This is a genomic window from Acinetobacter baylyi DSM 14961 = CIP 107474 (assembly GCF_000368685.1).
Classification (GTDB): domain Bacteria; phylum Pseudomonadota; class Gammaproteobacteria; order Pseudomonadales; family Moraxellaceae; genus Acinetobacter; species Acinetobacter baylyi.
Window position 1 is genome coordinate 400,130 of the sequence record NZ_KB849626.1, and the last position, 20,863, is coordinate 420,992.

The window sequence follows — 20,863 nt, forward strand, 5'->3', positions numbered from 1 at the left end:
ATATTTTTTACCAAAAGGCGCGTTGATTTGATAGAATTAGCGCGCTTTTATGCATTATTCTTTGTCAAAATCTTCAAATTTGTAGTGGGTGTTCAATGGAACCTATGGTGGTTATGGCTGCGCGTGCAGCTCAGTTAGTTGGTCAAGAGCTTTTAAAAGCACATCAAAATCGTCATAAGCTCGATCTACAAGTTGAAGAAAAAGGCATTGAGGGTCCTGTGACACGTGTTGATCGCTACCTAGAACAATTAACAATGGATACTTTGCGTAAAAGCTATAAAAATCACAGCTTTTTGGGTGAAGAGTTTGGTTTTCAAGAAGGTAAAGGCCACGATGCAGATTGGTGTTGGGTCATTGACCCTTTAGATGGCACACAAAACTTTGTTCATGGCTTCCCGCATTTTTGTATTTCGATCGCAGTTCAACATAAAGGTGTCACCCAGCATGGTGTGATCTATGACCCTGTGCGTGATGAAATGTTTTCTGCAAGCCGTGGCCGTGGTGCGGTGATGAATCAGCGCCGTATTCGTGTCAATGTACGTGATCATCTTGAAAATGCATTTTTAGCGGTAGGTCACCCATATCGTGCACAACGTAACGGCGAAATCGTTTCTTATGCAGAGCAGCACTTTGCTTCGCTTCTTGCAGTGACAAAAGCAGGTGCGCATATCCGTCGTGCAGGTTCTGCTGCTTTGGATCTGGCATATGTTGCTGCAGGTCGTTTTGATGGTTTCTTTGAAATTGGCTTGAAACCGTGGGATATTGCTGCAGGTGAGCTAATTGTAAAAGAAGCGGGCGGCATTGTGGTAGATTCACGCGGTGGCAATGAGTCTTATGAAAACGGTCAGGTTCTGGCATGCTCAATGAAAATGTTAAAACCATTGATGCAAACCGTTGTTCCAGCTTGGGGCGAGATGGCAAAGTAAAACGCCTCAAAAGTTAAACAAAAAGAGCAGCCTAAAAGGTTGCTCTTTTATTTTTGGTAAAAACCAATTAAAAAAGGTGACTTTTTAAAACTTTCTGTTATACTCTCGCCACGCACTTAAATTTCCGTTCATTACCTGAACATTCTGTTCTATTCATTGTATGCGCACGCCGTCCATAGAGAGGACCATTCATTGCGCCCAAATCGCTCAGCGATTCTTCAGGTTCCGGCCGTAATCATGCGTGCGTATAGTCTACATCGTCGTTATTCGGATTGCTGCTGAATTTCAAATTATTCAGCCTAAGATGCCGTGCCGCCTTTTGTCGATGTCCATATTTGTATTTATTAAAATGGAGCACCCATCAGGGTGAAACTCTCTATGAGCAAAAATTTTGCCGATTTCTCTCTACATGAATCTTTACAACAAGCACTACAGGATCTTGGTTTTACTAGCCCAACACCTGTTCAAGAACAAGCGATTCCTGCAGCTTTAGAAGGTAAAGACCTTTTAGTTTCAAGCCAAACTGGTTCTGGTAAAACTGCAGCTTTCTTGCTGCCAACATTACATTCACTTGCTGGTCAAGACACGTTCCTTCCATTTAAAGAACGTATGCGTGCAGTGACTCAACCGAATATTCTTGTCATTTCACCAACGCGTGAATTGGCTCAGCAAGTGAGTCAGGACGCGATTGCACTTGTACGTCACATGAAAGGTGTTCGTATTGCTGCAATTATGGGTGGTATGCCATTTGCAAAACAGATCCAGCAATTAAAAGGCGCTCAGGTTGTTGTTGCAACCCCAGGTCGTTTACTTGATTTGGTCAATCGTCGTCAAATTAAATTAGATAAAGTTGATGCTTTAATCGTAGACGAAGCAGACCGTATGCTGGATCTTGGTTTCTCTGAAGATCTTGAAGCGATTAGCGAGTTGGCTGCCAACCGTAAACAAACTTTGATGTTCTCTGCAACATTTGCAGATCGTATTATTCGTCTTGCAGAATGCATGATGCAAGATCCAATGCGTATTGCCATTGAAACAGGTCATTCAACCAACACTGACATCACCCAGACTTTACACTGGACTGATGGTTTTGAGCACAAGAAAAAATTGCTGACTCATTGGTTAAGTGATGAAAGCATGGATCAAGCAGTGGTGTTTGCAAGCACACAAGAAGATACAGATATGCTCGCTGAAGAGCTTGCTGAAGCTGGTCATTCAGTGGTTGCACTACATGGTGCGATGCCACAAACTGTACGTAACCGTCGTTTACGCAGTATTCGTGAAGGTAAAGCTAAAATCCTGGTTGCAACTGACGTTGCAGCACGTGGTCTAGATGTACCAACCATTTCTCACGTGATCAACTTTGGCTTGCCAATGAAACACGAAGACTATGTACACCGTATTGGTCGTACTGGTCGTGCAGGCCGTACTGGTCAAGCGATTACACTAGCAACTTATCGTGAGCGCGGTAAAATTCGTGCGCTTGAAGACTATTTAGAAGCACGTTTAAGCGTATCTGAAATTGAAGGTCTTGAGCCATCTCCACCTCCTGCACGTTCTGGTCGTGATGGTGGTGGTCGTGGTCGCGGTGGTAATGGTGGTGGTCGTCGTGACGGTGGTCGCGGTGGTTTCGGTGGTGGTCGTCGTTTTGAAGGCGAAAGTAATTTCAAACGTCGTGATGGTGGTCGTGATGACCGTCCAAAACGTAGTTTCGATGATAAACCACGTGGTGAACGTCCTGCATTCGGTGGCGAAGATCGTCCACGTCGCGAGTTTAATTCTGATCGCCCACGTCGTGAAGGTGGTTTTGAAGACCGTCCAAAACGTAGCTTTGGTGGTGAAGACCGTCCGCGTCGCGAGTTTAATTCAGACCGCCCACGTCGTGAAGGTGGCTTTGAAGACCATCCAAAACGTGATTTTGGTGATCGTCCAGCACGTCGTGAAGGTGGTTTCAATGATAAGCCACGTTTCGATTCTAATGACGACAACCGTGGTAATCGTGTAGATTACAAACCACGTCGTGAAGGTAGCTTCGGTGATCGTCCAAAACGTGATTTCGGTGATCGTCCAGCGCCACGTCGTGAAGGTAGCTTCGGTGATCGTCCAAAACGTGATTTCGGTGATCGTCCAGCACGTCGTGAAGGTGGCTTTGGTGATCGTCCACAACGTTCTTTTGGCGATGACCGTCCAAAGCGTAGCTTTGGTGGCGAAGATCGTCCACGTCGCGCGACACAAGAAGAATTTTTCAATCGTGAGTCTGGCGACCGTCGCCGTAAGAACGATCGTTAATTCTGAGTGATATATAAAAAAGCCGACGAATGTCGGCTTTTTTATTGTGATTAATATATTTAAAATAAGTACAATATGATAATTAGTTCAAATTGTATCGTAGAAATGAGCATTAAAGAGCGTACCACTCAAAGGCATCTTATATATCGTAGAATGCCATTTTATCTTGGGCTTCCTTATCTGAGCGTTGTACTTATACTGTGCAATGTTGTTTATTTTTCATATCGTCTTTATGTAGATTAATGATTAAAACCAATCTCAATATTAAAACTTTTTAATCGACTTTTACAAAACAGAGCGTTGCCAAAATAATAACAATTCTCTAAAGATTCAGTGCTATATTATGCGAGCTTAGAAATATGCAGGAATATACTCTGCTATGAATAATCCAACTCCATCAACAACTCAGGCTTTAATAGAAGTCCAAAATTTGAGTTTTAATCGAGGAGATCGCGTCATTTATGACAACGTAAATTTGTCTATTCGACGTGGTCAGATTACTGCGATTATGGGACCATCTGGTACAGGTAAAACAACATTGCTACGTTTGATCGGTGGGCAGTTAACGCCAGATCTTGGCGAAGTATTATTAGATGGTAAAAACATTGCCAACATGACCCGTCATGAGCTATTTGCTGCACGTGCCCGAATGGGAATGCTGTTCCAGAGTGGTGCGTTGTTTACAGATATGTCGGTATATGAAAATGTTGCTTTCCCAATTCGTGCGCATACTCAATTGCCTGAGCATTTGATTGCGGAACTGGTGGCATTGAAACTGGAATCGGTAGGTCTTCGTGGTGCCGAAAAACTCATGCCAACCGAGTTATCTGGTGGTATGAATCGTCGTGTGGCTCTGGCGCGTGCTATTGCACTGGATCCTGATCTGATTATGTATGATGAACCTTTCGCTGGCCAAGATCCAATTGTCAAAGGTGTTTTAACGCGACTTATTCGTTCGTTACGTGAAGCACTGGATTTAACCACAATTATTGTGTCACACGATGTCGCTGAAACATTGTCGATTGCCGACTATATTTATGTTGTAGCGGAAGGCAAAATTCAGGGTGAGGGAACGCCAGAGCAGCTTCAAGCACATGCTTCCCCATTTGTGAAACAATTTCTGACGGGTTCAGAGGAAGGACCTGTTGAATATCAGTTTAGTCAACGCGCTTATTTAGATAACGAGGTATATCCATGAATGCGATTGCCTGGTTAGGCCGGCTGGTGATTGAACGTGTTCGAGGGATCGGTGTTGCCGCCCTCATGTTGTTACAGATTTTATTTTCGATGCCCTCTACGGGTGGGTTTCGGCGCTTTATTTATCAGATGTATCGTGTCGGTGTGATGTCCTTATTGATTATCACTGTTTCAGGCTTGTTTATTGGTCTGGTGATTGGCCTGCAAGGCTATTCCATTCTGGTCAATGTTGGCAGTGAAGCGATGCTGGGTACAATGGTTTCACTTACGCTGCTGCGTGAGTTGGCACCTGTAGTTGCTGCTTTACTATTTGCTGGACGGGCAGGTTCTGCTTTAACTGCCGAAATTGGTTCCATGAAGCAAAGTGAACAACTGGCCAGTATGGAAATGATTGGTGTTGATCCGCTTAAGCAGATCGTTTCACCGCGCTTATGGGCAGGTATTGTGAGCCTACCCATGCTCACCGTGATTTTTGCCGCGATTGGAATTTTAGGCGGCAAAATGGTAGGTGTGGATTTTCTTGGCGTGGATGAAGGATCTTTCTGGAGCGGTATGCAAAGTAATGTTCAGTTTGGACACGATGTGGTCAATGGCATTATTAAAAGTATTGTATTTGCCTTAGTGTGTACTTGGATTGCAGTTTATCAAGGATATGCCTGTGATCCGACACCTGAGGGCATTGCAACTTCAATGACACGTACCGTTGTTTATTCTTCTTTGTGTGTATTGGGATCAGATTTTGTTTTGACTGCGGTCATGTTCGGAGGTATTTAATGAAATCACGTACAAGTGAGCTGGCCGCAGGAATTTTTGTCATTATTTTCGGCGTCGCCTTGTTCTTTTTAGCAATGAAAGTCAGTGGATTGGCAGGTACAAATCTCAGTGATCCTTATACCATGACTGCACAATTTGATAACGTGAATGGTTTAAAACCCCGTGCTAAAGTGACGATGAGTGGTGTTACGATTGGTCGAGTAGATGCAATTACACTCGATCCTGTCACACGTTTAGCTACAGTCACTTTTGACCTAGATGGCAAACTGACTACATTTAATGCAAAACAGTTAAAAACGGTAGAGCAAAATGCACTAGAAGAACTACATTACAGTTCTGATTATAAGTCTGCTGAACCAGCGAAACAAAAAGTCATGGAACAGCAACTGATCGATAACATGAAATCCATTACCAGTATCGATGAAGATGCTTACATTATGGTATCGACTAACGGTTTATTGGGAGAAAAGTACCTGAAGATTGTTCCTGGCGGTGGCTTGAACTATCTCAAACGTGGTGATGCGATTACCAATACACAAGGTACGATGGATCTCGAAGATTTAATTAGTAAATTTATTACTGGTGGTGCAGGTAAATCATCAGACAACTCAACTGGAACAGCGGCTCAGTCTTCATCATCTGAAGATAAAGAACCTTCTTTCACTGAGTAAATTTTAGGAGTTATGTCAATGAAAACATTATTAAAGCAAACGCTTACAGTAAGTGTATTATCTAGCATGCTGATAGGTACTGCTTTTGCTGCACCCACTGAGGCACCACCTGCGTTTATTAAGCGTGTTGCGGATGGTCTGATCACTCGCTTAAAAACAGATCATGCTAAATTACAAAATAACCCTGCTGCTGTAAAAGCCATTGTGCGTCAAAATCTCGATCCTTACATTGATTCGCAGTCGTTTACCCGTATTGTGATGGGAACTTATGCGACCAATCAGAACAGTACCGCAGCACAGCGTGCACAGTTTGAAAATAATTTTCGTGAAACCCTGATTGAAAACTATGGTTCGGCTTTTGCCAAGTATACCAATCAGTCTTATAGCATTCGTCCTTATAAAGAAACAGGGAGTAAGAATCCTGTCGTTACTTTGGATTTTACCAACAATGGTGAAAAAATCCCTGTGGCTTTTCAGCTCACAGATAAGGGTGACCAGTGGAAAATCCGTAATATCAATGTGTCTGGCATCGACTTAGGCTTGCAATTCCGCAATCAGTTTGCTGCAACTGTAAAACGTAATGGTGGCAATCTGGATAAAGCCATTGCAAACTTTAAACCAGATGCGGATGCTGCGGTAAACAAAAAATAAATGAAGGTTTCTGGTGATTAAAATTATTAATCAGCAATTGCTGCTGTCTGGGAAAATTGATTTTGACAATGCGCAAACGGTCTATCAAGATGGTTTACGATTGATTCAACAACATCAGCAATTTCCATTAGTCGTTAATCTGAGTGAATTACAGCACGGCAGTACGCTGGCCCTTGCAGTCTTAGTGCAATGGCTGCGTCAGACGCCGAATGCGAAAGGTTTACATTTTGAAAATGTGCCTGAAAAAATGCTGAAAATTATTCAGTCCTGTCATTTACAAGATGACCTGACGCTACTTCATCGCTAGTAAGCTACCAATAAAAAAGCACCGAGGTTCGGTGCTTTTTTTATCAAAAGTTTAAACCCATTTCTTCCAGCGGAAATAAATCATTGGACCCACAAATGACACGATAATAATCATTGCAACAGTTAAAAAGCTCATGGTGCCATGTGCAAAGGGTAGTTCTTGGGTGTTCATTCCATAAATACTGGCCACCAACATTGGTGGCGCAAGCATACTAGGTAAAATCGAGAAGCGACGAATCGTATCGTTTTGTTCGGTGTTAATAAATCCCGACGTGGTGTCGAGCAAGAAGCGAACTTTCTGAAACAAGAAGGCATCATGTTCGACCAGTGAGCGAACATCTTCACTAAGCTCTCGAATGTCCGCATCATAAATATGACTACCTAACGCGCGTGGACGTGCTAAAAAGGTCAGTACACGACGTAAATCGATCAGACAGAGCTGCGCTTTACCTAGAACGTCTTCTTGTTGTGCCAGTCGTGTAATCATGTCATCCAGATCAAGAATCTGTTCACGATGATGGTTATTAAGTACTTCGGTGGAATATTTTTCCAGATCTTTATGGATATCTTCTAGGATATCCGCAAGCTCATCTAATTTGGCTTCAAGCAGTCCAAGTAAAATCCAAGTGGGATCTTTATAATCCATATCATAGTCATTACGTCGGGCGCGAGCACGAAAGGCACGAAAGGCCACTAGTTTTTCACTACGCAAAGTAAATAGACGGTCTTTATGCAAGATAAATGCAACTGTTTGAACCATCGCTAAAATATTACTGGATTCTTCTGTATCACCATCTACTTGATAGTTTTTATTTTTCGTTAAAAAATAGGTGCTGATATGCAAAATTCCATCATCATCGCGGTAGAATCGGGCAGATGAGGAAATGTCTTCAAGAGATTTCAGTGTTGGGAGGTTTCGATCGTAAGCATCGAGTATCCATTGCTGTTCTTCTGGGGAGGGTGAAATCAGGTCAATCCAGACCAGTTCTGGATGAAGATCAAAACCACCGTTGATGGTGGCATCTTCCAGACTACCGCGCTCTGTGGCATAAAAGGCTTCAAGCATAGTGTCTTTTCTCCCTTGCGCAGTACGGGGGTAAATGAATGCGTGTATTTTAGACAAGGATTTGACCAAAAACACTTGTTGTTCGGTTAATTTCGAAAAAATTTTTCCTAAAGCTTACTTTGTAAGCATGACAAATTAACAAAATGGTAAAAAAATTTATGAATTCTGTTTGTATTTTCTGTGGTTCTGCTGTTGGTACAGATCCGGTCTTTATTCAGGCTGCTCAAAGTACTGGAAAACGCATTGCCGAACAAGGTAAAACACTGGTGTATGGTGGTGGGCGTTCTGGCTTGATGGGTGTTGTTGCAGACAGTGCTTTGCAGGCAGGTGGGCATGTGATTGGTGTGATACCAACAGCGCTGGTTGATCGTGAGTTGGCTCATCCACATCTGACCGAATTGCATGTCGTAAAAAATATGCACGAACGTAAAACCAAAATGGCAGAACTCTCGGACGGGTTTATTGCTTTACCTGGTGGCGCTGGGACTTTGGAAGAAATTTTTGAGCAGTGGACATGGGCACAGCTGGGTATTCACCAAAAACCATGTGGATTTTTGAATATCAAAGGGTTCTACGATGATTTACTGAAAATGATTCAAGGGACTGTCGACTACGGTTTTACCCAATCACGTTTTGCAGAAAAGCTGATCGCCTCTGATGATATTGAAATTATTCTGAATCAGTTTGAGCATTATCTGGCGCCTACACCAAAATGGGGGGATCATGCCAAAGTTCATCCTTGATCGTTCGGGGAAATGATCTTGAACACTATTACAGTGGCTGCCGCAATTATTTTAAATGAAGATCGACAGGTATTGGTGGTTCGTAAACATAATACTCAGGCGTTTATGCAGGTTGGCGGTAAACTTGAAGCTGATGAGCGTGCTGAACAGGCCATGTGTCGTGAAATTCAGGAAGAAATTGGCTGTAGTTGTGAGATTCTGTCCTTTGTTGGGCGTTTTGAAACTCAGGCAGCCAATGAGCCTGATCATCAGTTAATCGCCTATGTGTATCATGTTGCGATTCGTGAAATACCCCATATTTCGGCAGAAATTGCCGAAATGAAGTGGATTCAGTTTGATGATGAAGATACACATCTTGCACCACTAACCCGCGAAATTGTTTTACCTTGGTGTAAAAGTTTGGCGTGTACTGAATAAGTTCTAATCAAAAACTGCTGCAATACACACCGGATAAATATGCACACAGCCAAGGTTTTGTAATACATGTGTCAGGGCATGGATTGAACTGCCTGTCGTGACAACATCATCCACAATCATCACGCGTCGATAGCGCTCTTTAACAGGCTGTCGCACAATAAACTGCTCATCGATCTGACTAATCCGCTCTAATCGCGAAAGTCCTTTTTGCGAATGTTGTGCTAAACGTTCTACAGGTTGCCAAACGGGTACATTCAGGTGTTTGGCTATGCTCTGTGCCAGTAAGAGTGATTGATTATAGCCCCGTTCAATCAGACGTTTTTCAGAAATTGGCATAGGTACAATGGCCTGAACCCGGGGCAATGGCAATGTGAGCAAAAGACTGCTCAGCAGACTTTGATAATGCAGACGATCATGATATTTAAATTGCTGCACAATCTGGTCGATGGGATAGCGATACTCGCAGGCTGCCAGAATATTTAACTCATGTCGTGTAACGTAATCTTTAAACCACGGCAGTTCCTGCCAGCAATCCTTACAGAGTATCTGCTGTTTTTGCTGCGGACTTAATTCACATAATGGGCAGGGGACGCACTCTTTTTTAAGCCATTGAAGTGTGGTTGCAAGCAAATTAGACATAAGCATATCGGGGGGCGTCTGGCAGCCAGCGGTTTAATAAAGCCTCTGCCTGTTGAGCATGATCTTTTAACACTTGCTCGGCGACATAATGTGCTTGCACCAATAGATGATCATCACGTTCTAACTTTGCAACACGAAAATTCATATCACCTGTTTGCTTGGTTCCTAATAATTCACCTGGGCCACGTAACTCTAAATCTTTTTCGGCAATGACAAAGCCATCGTTACTTTCTCTTAATATAGAAAGACGCTCTTGCCCATTTTGTGACAGTGGATGCTTATACAGCAGCACACAAAAGCTGGCTTTGGCACCACGACCCACCCGACCCCGCAGTTGATGTAATTGAGATAGCCCTAATCGTTCAGCATTTTCAATGACCATGATTGATGCATTGGGTACATCAACACCTACTTCAATTACCGTTGTGGCAATTAAGAGTTGTAGCTGGTTGTCTTTAAAGGCTTGCATGACATTCTGTTTTTCTTCGGCTTTCATTTTGCCGTGTACAAGTCCAACTTTAAGTTCTGGAAAACGTGAGCGTATTTCCTGATAGGTGGCCTCTGCGGCTTGAGCATCCAGCGTTTCGGACTGTTCAACCAAAGTACATACCCAATAAGCTTGTTTACCTTCAAGGCAATTGCTTGCAATTCTATTGATGACTTCTTCGCGCCGATCTAGTGGAATCGTCACCGTTTGAATTGGCGTTCGGCCAGGGGGTAATTCATCAATCACTGAAGTATCTAAATCACCATAGGCACTCATTGCAAGTGTTCGTGGGATGGGAGTTGCTGTCATTACCAACTGGTGTGGGGTGAAGTGGTCTACGCCTTTATTGCGAAGAGCCAAGCGTTGATCAACACCAAAACGATGCTGTTCATCAATAATGACCAGCCCCAGCTTGGCAAACTCGACGTTATCCTGAAAGAGTGCATGCGTACCCATGACCAGTTGGACTTGTCCAGTTCGGATCAGTTCTTCGGCTTGAGTGCGAGCTTTACCTTTTTGCTTGCCAGAAAGCCAGCCGACCTGAATGCTTAAAGGTTCAAACCAGCGTTTAAAATTAAGATAATGCTGTTCGGCCAAAATTTCGGTAGGTGCCATCAATGCGACTTGCCAGCCAGCTTCCAGCGCATGACAGGCGGCTATTGCAGCGACTAAGGTTTTGCCCGCACCTACATCGCCTTGTACCAATCTGAGCATAGGTTGTGATTGATGAAGATCATGCGCAATTTCTTTTGAAACACGTTTTTGAGCGCTTGTCATCTGAAAAGGAAGCTGTGCCAGTAATGCTTTTGCTAAAGTTTGGCTGGGTTCAAATTTTGGTGAGGCAATCTGACGAATATAAGCACGTCGAGTAAGTAAGCTAATCTGATGTGCGACCAGTTCCTCAAAAATCAGACGTTGCTGAGCAGGATGTGAACCTAAAGCCAGTTGTTGCATATTGGCATTTAGCGGTGGCTCATGAATATAGTGCAGCGCTTCTTTTAAGACATAACCATTGGTAAATTGTTTGGGGAGTAATTCAGGTAGGTTATCGCTATACTGTTTGAGCGCTTGCTTGATATATTCGCGTAATTTGGGTTGGGTTAAACCTTCGGTACTTGGGTAGATGGCCGTGAGCTGGGTTTTAGGAAGTGGCGTATAGTCGTGAATAACCTGAATTTCAGGATGATACATTTCTAAGCCACGTGCACCAACACGAACCTCACCAAACACCCGTAGCCGTTGCCCAGATTTAAGTTTATCGGTCAAACCCTTATAAATATGATAAAAGCGTAAGGTGACTTTTCCGCAATCATCTTGCAGTAAGGCCGCTACAGATTTGCGTTTACCTGCTGGGAAATCGAGTGATTTTATTTCACCTTCAAGCAAATAGCTTCGCCCAACCATCAGTTGGTTCATTGCAATAACCGTGCTACGATCTTCATAATCGCGTGGTAAATGAAACAACAAATCATCTGTGGTAAAGATATTAAGTTTTTCGAGCAAGCTGGCTGCGGCAGTTCCAACGCCTTGCAAATGATGGACTGAAGTCATGTCCCCCCAAATCAGGATGTCCGATGCATATTTTATTTATTGGCTATGGTAAAACATCTCAGCGTATTGCTAAACATTTATTTGCACAAGGCCATCAAATTACTGCGGTAAGCCGCCATCCCAAGCCACAAGATTTTGTTACTCATTTGACACAGGACATCCATCAGCTCAATTTGGATCAGTGTTCACCTATAGATTGGGTGTATGTTTTACTTGCACCTGAAAATAGTGATGCCCAATCTTACAAGCACACCTATTTAGATAGTGTTCAACCTATTGCTCGTGCATTGGCTACACATCCTGTAAAGCGCGTTGTTGTTGTCTCTTCAACACGGGTATATGGTCAACAGCAAGCGGGTGAGATCGTTAATGATCAAACTATAGCGAAACCTGTCGATCAGCAGGGTGCGTATTTACTTGAAATGGAAGAAGCTTGGCAAAATGCATTTGCAGAACATTGCACGATCATTCGTCCGAGTGGTATTTATGGTAATTCGATCAGCAGAATGGTCAAGCTGGCAAAAAACACAACTGAATATCCAGTTATTCACTACAGTAATCGTATTCATATTGAAGATTTAGCTCGTTTTCTGGCATTCATGACGCAAATGCCATGCTGTCAGCCATCTTATTTAATCAGTGATGGACATCCGTATCCTTTACATGAAATTATTTTATGGTTTCAAAAGCAGTTGGCTTTACCTCAACTGGTTTTGCAATCTGATAGTGTGACAGGAAAGAGGATTGTACCAGTTAACTTTTTAACTACAGGATTTGAGCTACAAGCAGAAGATTGTTTTGAAATATACGGCAACTTACTTCGCTCGGTAGATACATGAGCTGATTCTAAGTAACTTGACTTGAATGACTGAGCACGGAGGCGCAGAACACATAGTCGAATCAAAAGAAGTAGTATAAATTGTGATATGTGTCACATAGTTTGATAATCATAAACAATAAGATCAAAGATATGTTCAAAAAAATACTCATGGCTTTTGGGCTACTGTACTGTTATTCATTCAGTTGGTCTGCAGATCAGATCTGGTGTATCTATGATCCAGTAGGTACGCAGGGTGACATTACGCGTCGTGCCAAAGAGATTGGTAATTATGCGTTGTCGCAGCACATCAAAATCCAGATCAAAAGCTATCAATCAGAAAAAGAAGCGATACTTCGCTTTGATCAAAAACAATGTTCAGGATTAATTGCATCCAATTTTAATACCCGAAAATATAATCGTTTTATGGCCAGTACTTCGGGCGTTGGATTCATATCCAGTAATCAAACGGCCAAAAGCTTTATGCAGTTGTTGGGAAATGCTGATTTAACCCCTTATATGTATCAGAATGACTATGAGGCTGTGGGCATGCTGCCGCTGGGTATGGCATATATGGTACTAAAAGGAACTGACATCAATACAGTGAGTGATTTGAAGAATAAAAAAATTGGGGTATTAAAAGACGATATGCCTCAAATTGCGTTAGTCAAAGCAGTAGGGGCACAGCCTGTTACGATTGAATTTGAAAGTGCCATCAAAGCATTTAAGGAGAATCGAATTGATATTTTACCAGCACCAATTTATGGCTTACTGCCTTATAAACTGGAGAATGAGTTTGGTAAACCAATTCGTGTCGTAAATTTTCCACTGGCTTATACTGCGATGAACGTCATTATTCGACAAAATAATTATCCCAAGAGTTTTGGACAATATATTCGAAATTGGTTTTCGTTGCATAGTGCGAGTTTGATTAATCAGGCGATACGCTGGGAAAATAGTTTATCTGCTTATTATTGGATGGATGTGTCTTATCAGGAAAAACAAGCCTATGACATGATGCTGGCAAGAGTTCGACAGCGATTTATCCAGTCTGAATACTATGATCCTCATTTCGTAAAGCTAATTCGCCGTTTACGCTGTATGGATGAACCGCGTTATTTTGAGTGCCAGTTTCGCTCATAAATAAAGGTCACCGTGGTGACCTTTATTGAGTAGTGATTTAAAAATTATTTTTTCTTGCGTAAGCGACGTTTCGCTTGTTGTGAAGCCATGGCCTCAAGTGCAGCTTTGAGTTCGTCATCACTAAATGTAGTAATGTGCTGCAACATCTGGAGCGTCGCTTCATCAAGCACCAGTTTGGCACCTTGTGCCATATTGCTAAACTGACGATCAAACTCAATTGAGCCTTCACTGTTGGTTCGGATATAACCTTGTTGCGTGAGAACTTTCAAGAAACTTTGAAAGAGTGCTTTATCAAAAAATTCAGGAGAGTTAAATTCGTAAAGAACAGATAGACGTTGTCCCAGCAAATGACTGAGGTCTTCAACCTGCTTGGCGGAAATATTACCTGAACCACGCTGTGCAATAAGTGCCAAGGTCATGTAATAACGCTCAAGACTCTGTTTTACAGGTGCAGCCAGAATTACAAGCTGATTATGCTCTTCAGAATTTGGCGCTAGGCTCACTAAGTCTCCATCTTGATCCAGCTCAATCCAGCCAGATTCAACCAATGCATCGACATAACGATCAATGTGTTGATTAAGCGCTTCATGCTTCCATTTTAGGAATAATTCGGCTTGTAAAAATGGATACAGCGTTCGGATGACATTATGCAGATCTTTTCGGGTGATCTTGCCATTATGTTCAACCAGTGAGGCCACCAGAGATGGCAATACAAATGCATGCAGGATATTGTTACGGAAGTAGGTCAGTAAAACAGCCTGATTGTCTTCAATTGCAATAATATCACCAAGCGCGTGCTGAACCCGTTTGATCAGTTTTAACTTCAAACCGTAAGCAATGATTTCTTTGCCTGAAAGAGAGGTGACCTGACTACGCTCATCATAAGGCTGTTTCGCCATAAGCGTGCGATATGCGTCCAGTTGTTTGATGCAAAGTTCTTCATCCAGCGTATGCTTGGAGGTTGCCAATAGAATCAAAGAGAGCAACGACACAGGATTAATCACCACTGCGCGGTTGATATTTTCCAGAATTGCGTGTGCCGAGCTATTAATTGCCAATGAAACTTCATTTGGCAGTGGATCGTCATTTTTCTCGATTTTCATCTGGTCGGCACCATGTGCCTTAAGCATGTCATCTAAAAAAACAGGCTCACCGAAATTAACATGGACCTTTCCAAAAATTCGCTCAATCTTGCGTAAGGTTTTTAAGATTCCTACCACTGATTCAGCTTCTTTGGGTTTACCTTGCATTTCACCTACGTAAGTTGAACCTTCCATGAGGCGTTCATAACCGATATAAGTCGGTAAAAACACAATTGGTTTAGCACGACCACGTAAATGACCGTGAATGGTCATGGCCAGCATGCCAGTTTTAGGTGGAAGTAAACGACCAGTTCGTGAACGTCCGCCTTCAATGAAATATTCAAGCGGCGTGTTACGTGACAAAATACTGTATAGATATTCTTTAAAAACCGAAGTATATAAGCCATTACCACGGAAAGAACGTCGAATGAAGAATGCACCACCACCACGCAATAGCTGACCAACGAATGGCAAGTTAAGATTGTCACCCGCTGCAATGTACGGAACCATCAAGCCGCGTTTGTAAATGACATAGGACAACAGCAAATAGTCGATATGACTGCGATGACACGGGGTATAAATAATCTCGTAATCTTTGGCCAGTTCGCGCACTGTACTAAAATTATGAACTTCAACACCATCATAGAGCTGTGTCCATAAACGAGTCAGTGCCATATCGGCAAAACGTACGGCAGAATGCGAATAGTCCGACACGATTTCGTTTAAATAACCAATCGCGCGGCGCTCGGCTTCCAGCATACTGATTTTGCCACGAATACTTTCACGACGAATTGCATCCTGAACATCGCGTGACTTGATCAATGATTCCATCACATTGCGACGGTCAGATAAATCTGGGCCCAATACGACTTCACGTTGACGATCCAGATAATCATTGAGCGTACTAATAATATAGGTCGCTGGTGACAAATTCGGATAATGCGTTTTGGCATAATCGACCAAATGACGCAAGGACTGTGGCTCATGAAACTCAAGATAGGACTGACGACCATGTAAACCGATATTGACCAACTGCTTGATCTTGCTTGGTGTTGCCCAAGTATCAGTAAATAAAAGCTTAACCCATGAGTCTTCTTTATCTGGTGCACGTCCCCAAAGAACCGTCACGGGAACCAGCTCGATATCATATTCAGGATGCTTTTCCAAAACTTCAATCAATCGCAACAAACGAGGCGGAAAAGCATGAGGTGGCGGATTAAGCAGATTACGCTCATCGTGATGCTGCAAAAATAAAACAGACGCTTTTTCCTGATGCTCAGCTATAACCAAAGGATCAAGTGCAGGTTTTAAATCGAGACGACGAGTTTCACTGTCAACGATCAAGGCATTACTACGCGAGTAATTCTGCAAAACATAGCACACGATTTTTTTTGAATCTGGTGTTGTAGCATTTGAATGCTGTGCTGGTTCAGTAGGGATTTCCCCAAGAACATGTGGAGTTACCACAAGGTCAAGTAACTTACTGGAAAGCCGTCGATACATCTGACCGAAGCCACGCTGGGACATAAAATCTCCTACTCAAACAACCAGACACACTGCTGAAAATAAAGACGTGTATCTTTTGATGAATTGATTTGCAAAAACGATGCGCTATTTTCTGCTAAATTAGCGCTTAAGTGCTAGCATTAATCGTTAAAAATCGTATTTTTAATGACAATTGGCAAGAAAAACTGTGAACTATCTGTCATTTTATTCAGGATATGAAATTCTGAATTTATGGCAAAATAGTTCAAAGATCGCAACTCATTCGATATCGCGCTCATTTTTAATTTTGACATAGAAAAGGCATTCCATGAATACACTAACCCAAGAACTGGTTGAACTTTTATCTCTAGAAAAGCTGGAAGAGAACCTCTATCGCGGGATGAGCCGAAATCTGGTGGGGAAGCGCGTATTCGGTGGTCAGGTTCTTGGACAAGCATTAAGAGCTGCGTCATATACGACAGATCGTCCTGCACATTCATTACATGCTTACTTTCTCTATGGTGGCGATGTTAACGCCCCTATTATTTATGAAGTAGATCCTTTACGTGATGGTAAAAGTTTTGTGAGTCGTCAGGTTCGCGCTATTCAGCATGGACGTACTATTTTTTCTGCGATGGTTTCTTTTGCATCACCAGAAGAAGGGCTTAACTATCAAAATGATATGCCTGATTATCCTGCACCTGAGCAGCTTAAATCTGAAGCGGAGTTAAAACTGGGGCTGATTGATTTTGTACCTGAAAATGTACGTGCCAGTTTTATGCGTGAACGCCACATAGAGATTCGTCCAGTTGAGCCAGTTAATCCCTTTCAGCCTCAACCTCAAGCACCGACTAACGCCCACTATATCCGTACCCATGACAAGATCGGAAAAGCGTTTGACCAGATTGCGCTACACCAGTCTATTGTTGCTTTTTATTCAGACTTTACTTTAATGACAACAGCACTTAAACCGCATGGTTTAAGCTATCTTTCACCGAGTTTGCAGTGTGCCAGTATAGATCACACCATTTATTTTCATCGTCCGTTACGTGCAGATGAATGGATGCTCTACGACATGGATGCCACGGTCAGTGCTGGCTCAAGAGGTTTGAACTTTGGGCGAATGTGGCAAAATGGATTATTGGTTTGTAGCACCGTACAAGAAGGTTTAATGCGCCTTCGTGAAATTGAAACACAGTAATTTCAGCTTATAAATAAAACTCGATTCTTGATCTGGGTCATGTCATATTGCACTTAATCAAATAAAAGAATCGACTTAAATATGAGCTTAAATACGCAAATTTTAATTGCGGCAATTTTGGGCATTGGATTCGGTTTTATCTTGAATCTTTATCCTCAGACCGCATTTTTTAGTACCAGTCTATATACGCTTGGAATCATCAGTAGCATTTTTATTGGCTTGCTGAAAATGCTATTGGTGCCATTGATCTTTACCTCAATCGTGGTTGGAGTATCCAATTTACAGGCAAGTGGTCAGTTTGGCCGAGTGTGGAAGATCACCGCACTTTGCTGTTTTGTCACCACAACGTTTGCATTGATTTTAGGTATCGGCTGTGCACATCTGTTTGGTGTGGGTAAAGGCATGGATATTGCTATTTTCAGTGAAGCCATGAGTCAACATCAAGCTCCTGATACCTTATCACCGTCTGCATTTTTTACCAATTTTATTCAAAATACGCTCATTAACCCATTTAAAGCATTTAGTGAAGGGAATGTGCTGGCGGTTGTGGTCTTTGCTTTATTGATAGGTGCAGCACTGATTAAAGGCGGCGAACGTTTTCAGTCGGTACGCATACTGAGTTTACAACTGTTTGACATTATGATGATGTTGGTCGGTTGGGTTATGAAATTGGCGCCACTGGGTATTTTGGCTTTACTGGCCAAATTGATTGCAACAGAAGATTTAAAAATTTTAGGTAGCTTGGCAGAATTTGCTTTGGTGGTGACAGGCACGACGATTTTTCATGGTGCAGTGGTCTTGCCACTGTTATTGTGGATCTTTGGCAAAATGAATCCAATCACCTTTTTCAAAGGCACGCGACTGGCTCTGATTACTGCATTTGCAACCAGTTCGAGCTCGGCTACCATGCCCTTAAGTATGAAATGTGCGCAGGAAAATCTAAAGGTTCGCCCACAAACGGCTGGTTTCGTCATTCCTTTAGGAACGCAGTTAAATATGGATGGCACGGCACTTTATGAAGCTGCTGCTGCTTTGTTTATTGCCAATCTGGTGGGGCTGGATCTTAGCCTAACCCAACAACTGATTGTATGTTTAACTGCGATGATTGCCTCACTGGGTGCACCAGGTATTCCAAGTGCAGGTATGGTGACCATGATTATGGTATTGCAGTCGGTTGGTTTACCCGCAGAAGCGATTGCGATTTTACTCCCCATAGATCGAATTTTAGATACCGTACGTACGGTGGTGAATGTGCAGGGGGATATGATGATTAGTGTCGTTGTTGACCGAAATATCAAAGTAATAGAAAGTTCAACTGAGTAATTTTTTTATCATTTTTTCTAAAAAAATGACTCAAAAAAGCAGGAGACTAATCCTGCTTTTTATTGGATTTGAGTATACAACCGCTTTATGCTGCAACTTTAGGCAATGCACGTTTTGCCGCAGGGGATTGATCCAAATAAGCAAGCGCATCTTCTGTTTTAGCTTCATGTACTGGATCATACCAAGGCATTAAATACCCCAGTTGCTGTGAAACCAACCATAAAGGGTGTGGCATTAAGCGATTATCTGATTGTGCGATACTTGCCCATTCGCGCCAAATCCAAGGTTTATAGACCGCAGGCTGTTTCTCTGCATAACGTGGGTCTTGCCCCATAATATGTGCAGCACCATCAACCCATAAGCCCAATACGGCAGCAATTACGATCACACTTTGATAATAACGAGAAATATAACCACCGCCTAAATGACGATAAAGATCAAAAGCCACAGTACGGTGTTCAATCTCTTCAGCACCATGCCATTTGACCAAATCAAGCATATTGGGATCTGCACCCAATTCTGCCCATTTTTTGTTGTACAGCGCATATTTGCCTAATACACAGGTCATGTGTTCAACAGTGGCCACGATACCTAGGCGGAATAAATCCCATTGATGATCAAGGGCTTTAGGTATTTTAAAACCAAGTGGTTGATCTGCGAGTAACTTTCCAAACAAGAAATCCATAATGTCAAGATTACGCTGAATATCAATATTACGCACAGTTAAGTATTCTTTATTCGCCGAAACATGTGCTTGAGCATGCATCGCTTCTTGACGAATAAAAGCACGAACATCTTCAGCTAATTTTTCATCTGTGATTCTGGGTAAAACACGATTGTACAAACGACAAAACCAAAACTCACCTGCTGGAAGAATATTGTTAATCTCATTAATAAAGTAGCTGGCAAATGGCTGATTTGGAATCCAGTCGACAGGGGTTTCTTGCCATTCAAATTTCACTTTACGTGGTTTGATGTGATATTGAATAGACGATCCAATCCGACTGCGCTTTAATTTAGCAAGTAACTTCATCACAATGTCCTAATTTTTCTTTGGTGATTTCACACTTTATGATTTAAGTATAAAAAAATGTCCTAAATAGTTATTAGCAATTTAGGACATTCGAGTGTCAATATGTGATGAATTTTGTTAGACAAGGCTTTTTTATTTATATTTTTGGTTCTTGATCCAGATGGTCATCTATATTTTCAGTATTGAATTCAGATGTTTCATCTTGATCCATGAGTTCATCATTCAGATCATCTTCAGTTGCTTCAGGAATTGCATCAAGATCAAAGTCTAAAGTTTTGTCTAAGGTATAGTTTAAGCGACCTGCCATAACTGAGGCGAGTTCTTCTAGCCCTTGTTTATTCAAAGATGAAAACAGTTGGATCGAAAAACTCAGCTTCATTTTTTTCAAAGTTTGTTTTACATCCAATAATACCTGATTGGCTGGGCCACGATTTAATTTATCGGCTTTGGTCAGTAAAATATGAACAAACAGTTTACGTGAATGCGCCCACTCTAACATCATGGTATCAAAGTGTTGTAAAGGATGACGAATATCCATGAGCAAAACCAAGCCCTGTAAGCTTTGGCGATGAATAAGGTAATTTTCTAATTCTTTTTGCCAGATACGTTTCATGTCTTCTGGAACGGCTGCATAACCATAACCTGGTAAATCCACCAGACGTTGATCGGGGTTGCCCAAACTAAAAAAGTTAATCATTTGCGTACGACCAGGTTTTTTAGAGGCACGTGCAAGTTGTTTTTGATTGGTCAGGCTATTAATCGCACTAGATTTACCTGCATTAGAGCGTCCCGCAAAAGCAATTTCATAGCCTGTGTCTTCCACACATAACGACAACTTTGGGGCACTCATTAAAAATTCAGCTTTACGCAACCAATTCAGTGATTTGACTGAATACTCTGTAATCGCAGGATCAGCTTTTTTCTCGTAACTAATTTTTTGTTTAGGTGCGAGTTTGGCTTTGGTGTCTTTGGATTTCGCATAGCGATGCATAGAGCTTAACTTTTTAATCAATAAATACACAGAGCATTATAAAGGAAGTCGTTACATCAAGCGAATCTGAG

19 protein-coding genes are annotated in these 20,863 nt (G+C 42.1%); 13 read left to right on the forward strand and 6 right to left on the reverse strand.

What is annotated here, in order from left to right; all coding sequences use genetic code 11:
- Positions 1-95: 95 nt before the first annotated feature.
- The 7 genes from F952_RS06045 to F952_RS06075 all read left to right on the forward strand — a co-directional run bounded on the left by F952_RS06045 (position 96) and on the right by F952_RS06075 (position 6,815).
- A complete protein-coding gene (locus F952_RS06045; RefSeq protein WP_011182742.1) occupies positions 96-926 on the forward strand; it encodes an inositol monophosphatase family protein in 831 nt (276 codons plus the stop codon).
- Between the two features lie 378 nt (positions 927-1,304).
- Entirely contained in the window at positions 1,305-3,215 is a 1,911-nt protein-coding gene (locus F952_RS06050) for a DEAD/DEAH box helicase (protein WP_004924024.1), read from the forward strand.
- A 379-nt stretch (positions 3,216-3,594) separates the two neighbouring features.
- On the forward strand, positions 3,595-4,413 hold the full coding sequence (locus tag F952_RS06055) for an ABC transporter ATP-binding protein (RefSeq protein ID WP_004924027.1): 819 nt from the start codon (positions 3,595-3,597) through the stop codon (positions 4,411-4,413).
- Positions 4,410-5,186 carry a lipid asymmetry maintenance ABC transporter permease subunit MlaE gene (gene mlaE / locus F952_RS06060; protein ID WP_004924030.1) on the forward strand — a complete coding sequence of 259 codons (777 nt, stop codon included), beginning with the start codon at positions 4,410-4,412 and terminating at the stop codon, positions 5,184-5,186. The genes F952_RS06055 and mlaE overlap by 4 nt, the downstream gene beginning before the upstream one ends.
- Positions 5,186-5,857: an outer membrane lipid asymmetry maintenance protein MlaD gene (mlaD, locus tag F952_RS06065; RefSeq protein WP_004924032.1), complete on the forward strand. Its 672-nt coding sequence runs from the start codon at positions 5,186-5,188 to the stop codon at positions 5,855-5,857. The genes mlaE and mlaD overlap by 1 nt, the downstream gene beginning before the upstream one ends.
- An 18-nt stretch (positions 5,858-5,875) precedes the next feature.
- Positions 5,876-6,508 (forward strand): MlaC/ttg2D family ABC transporter substrate-binding protein, encoded by a 633-nt coding sequence (locus F952_RS06070; protein WP_004924035.1) that lies wholly within the window; start codon positions 5,876-5,878, stop codon positions 6,506-6,508.
- A 13-nt stretch (positions 6,509-6,521) separates the two neighbouring features.
- Positions 6,522-6,815 carry an STAS domain-containing protein gene (locus F952_RS06075; protein ID WP_004924038.1) on the forward strand — a complete coding sequence of 98 codons (294 nt, stop codon included), beginning with the start codon at positions 6,522-6,524 and terminating at the stop codon, positions 6,813-6,815.
- 51 nt (positions 6,816-6,866) lie between these two features.
- Here F952_RS06075 and F952_RS06080 read toward each other — a convergent pair whose 3' ends face one another.
- On the reverse strand, positions 6,867-7,880 hold the full coding sequence (locus F952_RS06080; protein WP_004924041.1) for a magnesium and cobalt transport protein CorA: 1,014 nt from the start codon (positions 7,878-7,880) through the stop codon (positions 6,867-6,869).
- Between the two features lie 158 nt (positions 7,881-8,038).
- Here F952_RS06080 and F952_RS06085 point away from each other — a divergent pair, with 158 nt between their 5' ends.
- Together F952_RS06085 and F952_RS06090 are read left to right on the forward strand one after the other, a co-directional pair.
- A complete protein-coding gene (locus F952_RS06085; protein ID WP_004924043.1) occupies positions 8,039-8,623 on the forward strand; it encodes an LOG family protein in 585 nt (194 codons plus the stop codon).
- Positions 8,624-8,641: 18 nt separating this feature from the next.
- Positions 8,642-9,040, forward strand: a complete 399-nt coding sequence (locus F952_RS06090) for an NUDIX hydrolase (RefSeq protein ID WP_171056891.1) — start codon at positions 8,642-8,644, stop codon at positions 9,038-9,040.
- 3 nt (positions 9,041-9,043) lie between these two features.
- On the opposite strand, the gene F952_RS06095 is transcribed toward F952_RS06090, so the two are convergent.
- Together F952_RS06095 and recG are read right to left on the reverse strand one after the other, a co-directional pair.
- Positions 9,044-9,685 (reverse strand): ComF family protein, encoded by a 642-nt coding sequence (locus tag F952_RS06095; protein ID WP_011182736.1) that lies wholly within the window; start codon positions 9,683-9,685, stop codon positions 9,044-9,046.
- Positions 9,672-11,717 (reverse strand): ATP-dependent DNA helicase RecG, encoded by a 2,046-nt coding sequence (recG, locus tag F952_RS06100; protein ID WP_004924056.1) that lies wholly within the window; start codon positions 11,715-11,717, stop codon positions 9,672-9,674. The genes F952_RS06095 and recG overlap by 14 nt, the downstream gene beginning before the upstream one ends.
- A gap of 23 nt (positions 11,718-11,740) precedes the next feature.
- On the opposite strand from recG, the gene F952_RS06105 reads away from it, so the two are divergent.
- The gene (locus tag F952_RS06105; RefSeq protein ID WP_004924059.1) at positions 11,741-12,556 is read left to right on the forward strand and encodes an SDR family oxidoreductase; all 816 of its coding nucleotides are present in this window, start codon (positions 11,741-11,743) and stop codon (positions 12,554-12,556) included.
- A 131-nt stretch (positions 12,557-12,687) separates the two neighbouring features.
- Complete coding sequence (locus tag F952_RS06110; protein ID WP_011182733.1) at positions 12,688-13,677, forward strand: putative solute-binding protein; 990 nt, start codon at positions 12,688-12,690, stop codon at positions 13,675-13,677.
- A 44-nt stretch (positions 13,678-13,721) separates the two neighbouring features.
- On the opposite strand, the gene plsB is transcribed toward F952_RS06110, so the two are convergent.
- Positions 13,722-16,286: a glycerol-3-phosphate 1-O-acyltransferase PlsB gene (plsB, locus tag F952_RS06115; protein WP_004924064.1), complete on the reverse strand. Its 2,565-nt coding sequence runs from the start codon at positions 16,284-16,286 to the stop codon at positions 13,722-13,724.
- A gap of 286 nt (positions 16,287-16,572) precedes the next feature.
- Between plsB and F952_RS06120 the strand changes: the two genes are divergently transcribed.
- Complete coding sequence (locus F952_RS06120) at positions 16,573-17,445, forward strand: acyl-CoA thioesterase (RefSeq protein WP_004924066.1); 873 nt, start codon at positions 16,573-16,575, stop codon at positions 17,443-17,445.
- Between the two features lie 81 nt (positions 17,446-17,526).
- Positions 17,527-18,768 (forward strand): dicarboxylate/amino acid:cation symporter, encoded by a 1,242-nt coding sequence (locus tag F952_RS06125; RefSeq protein WP_004924068.1) that lies wholly within the window; start codon positions 17,527-17,529, stop codon positions 18,766-18,768.
- Positions 18,769-18,853: 85 nt separating this feature from the next.
- Here the strand turns inward: F952_RS06125 and F952_RS06130 are convergent, their stop codons facing one another.
- Positions 18,854-19,801 (reverse strand): metal-dependent hydrolase, encoded by a 948-nt coding sequence (locus tag F952_RS06130; protein WP_004924071.1) that lies wholly within the window; start codon positions 19,799-19,801, stop codon positions 18,854-18,856.
- A gap of 136 nt (positions 19,802-19,937) precedes the next feature.
- Complete coding sequence (yihA, locus tag F952_RS06135) at positions 19,938-20,792, reverse strand: ribosome biogenesis GTP-binding protein YihA/YsxC (protein ID WP_004924074.1); 855 nt, start codon at positions 20,790-20,792, stop codon at positions 19,938-19,940.
- Positions 20,793-20,863: the final 71 nt, after the last annotated feature.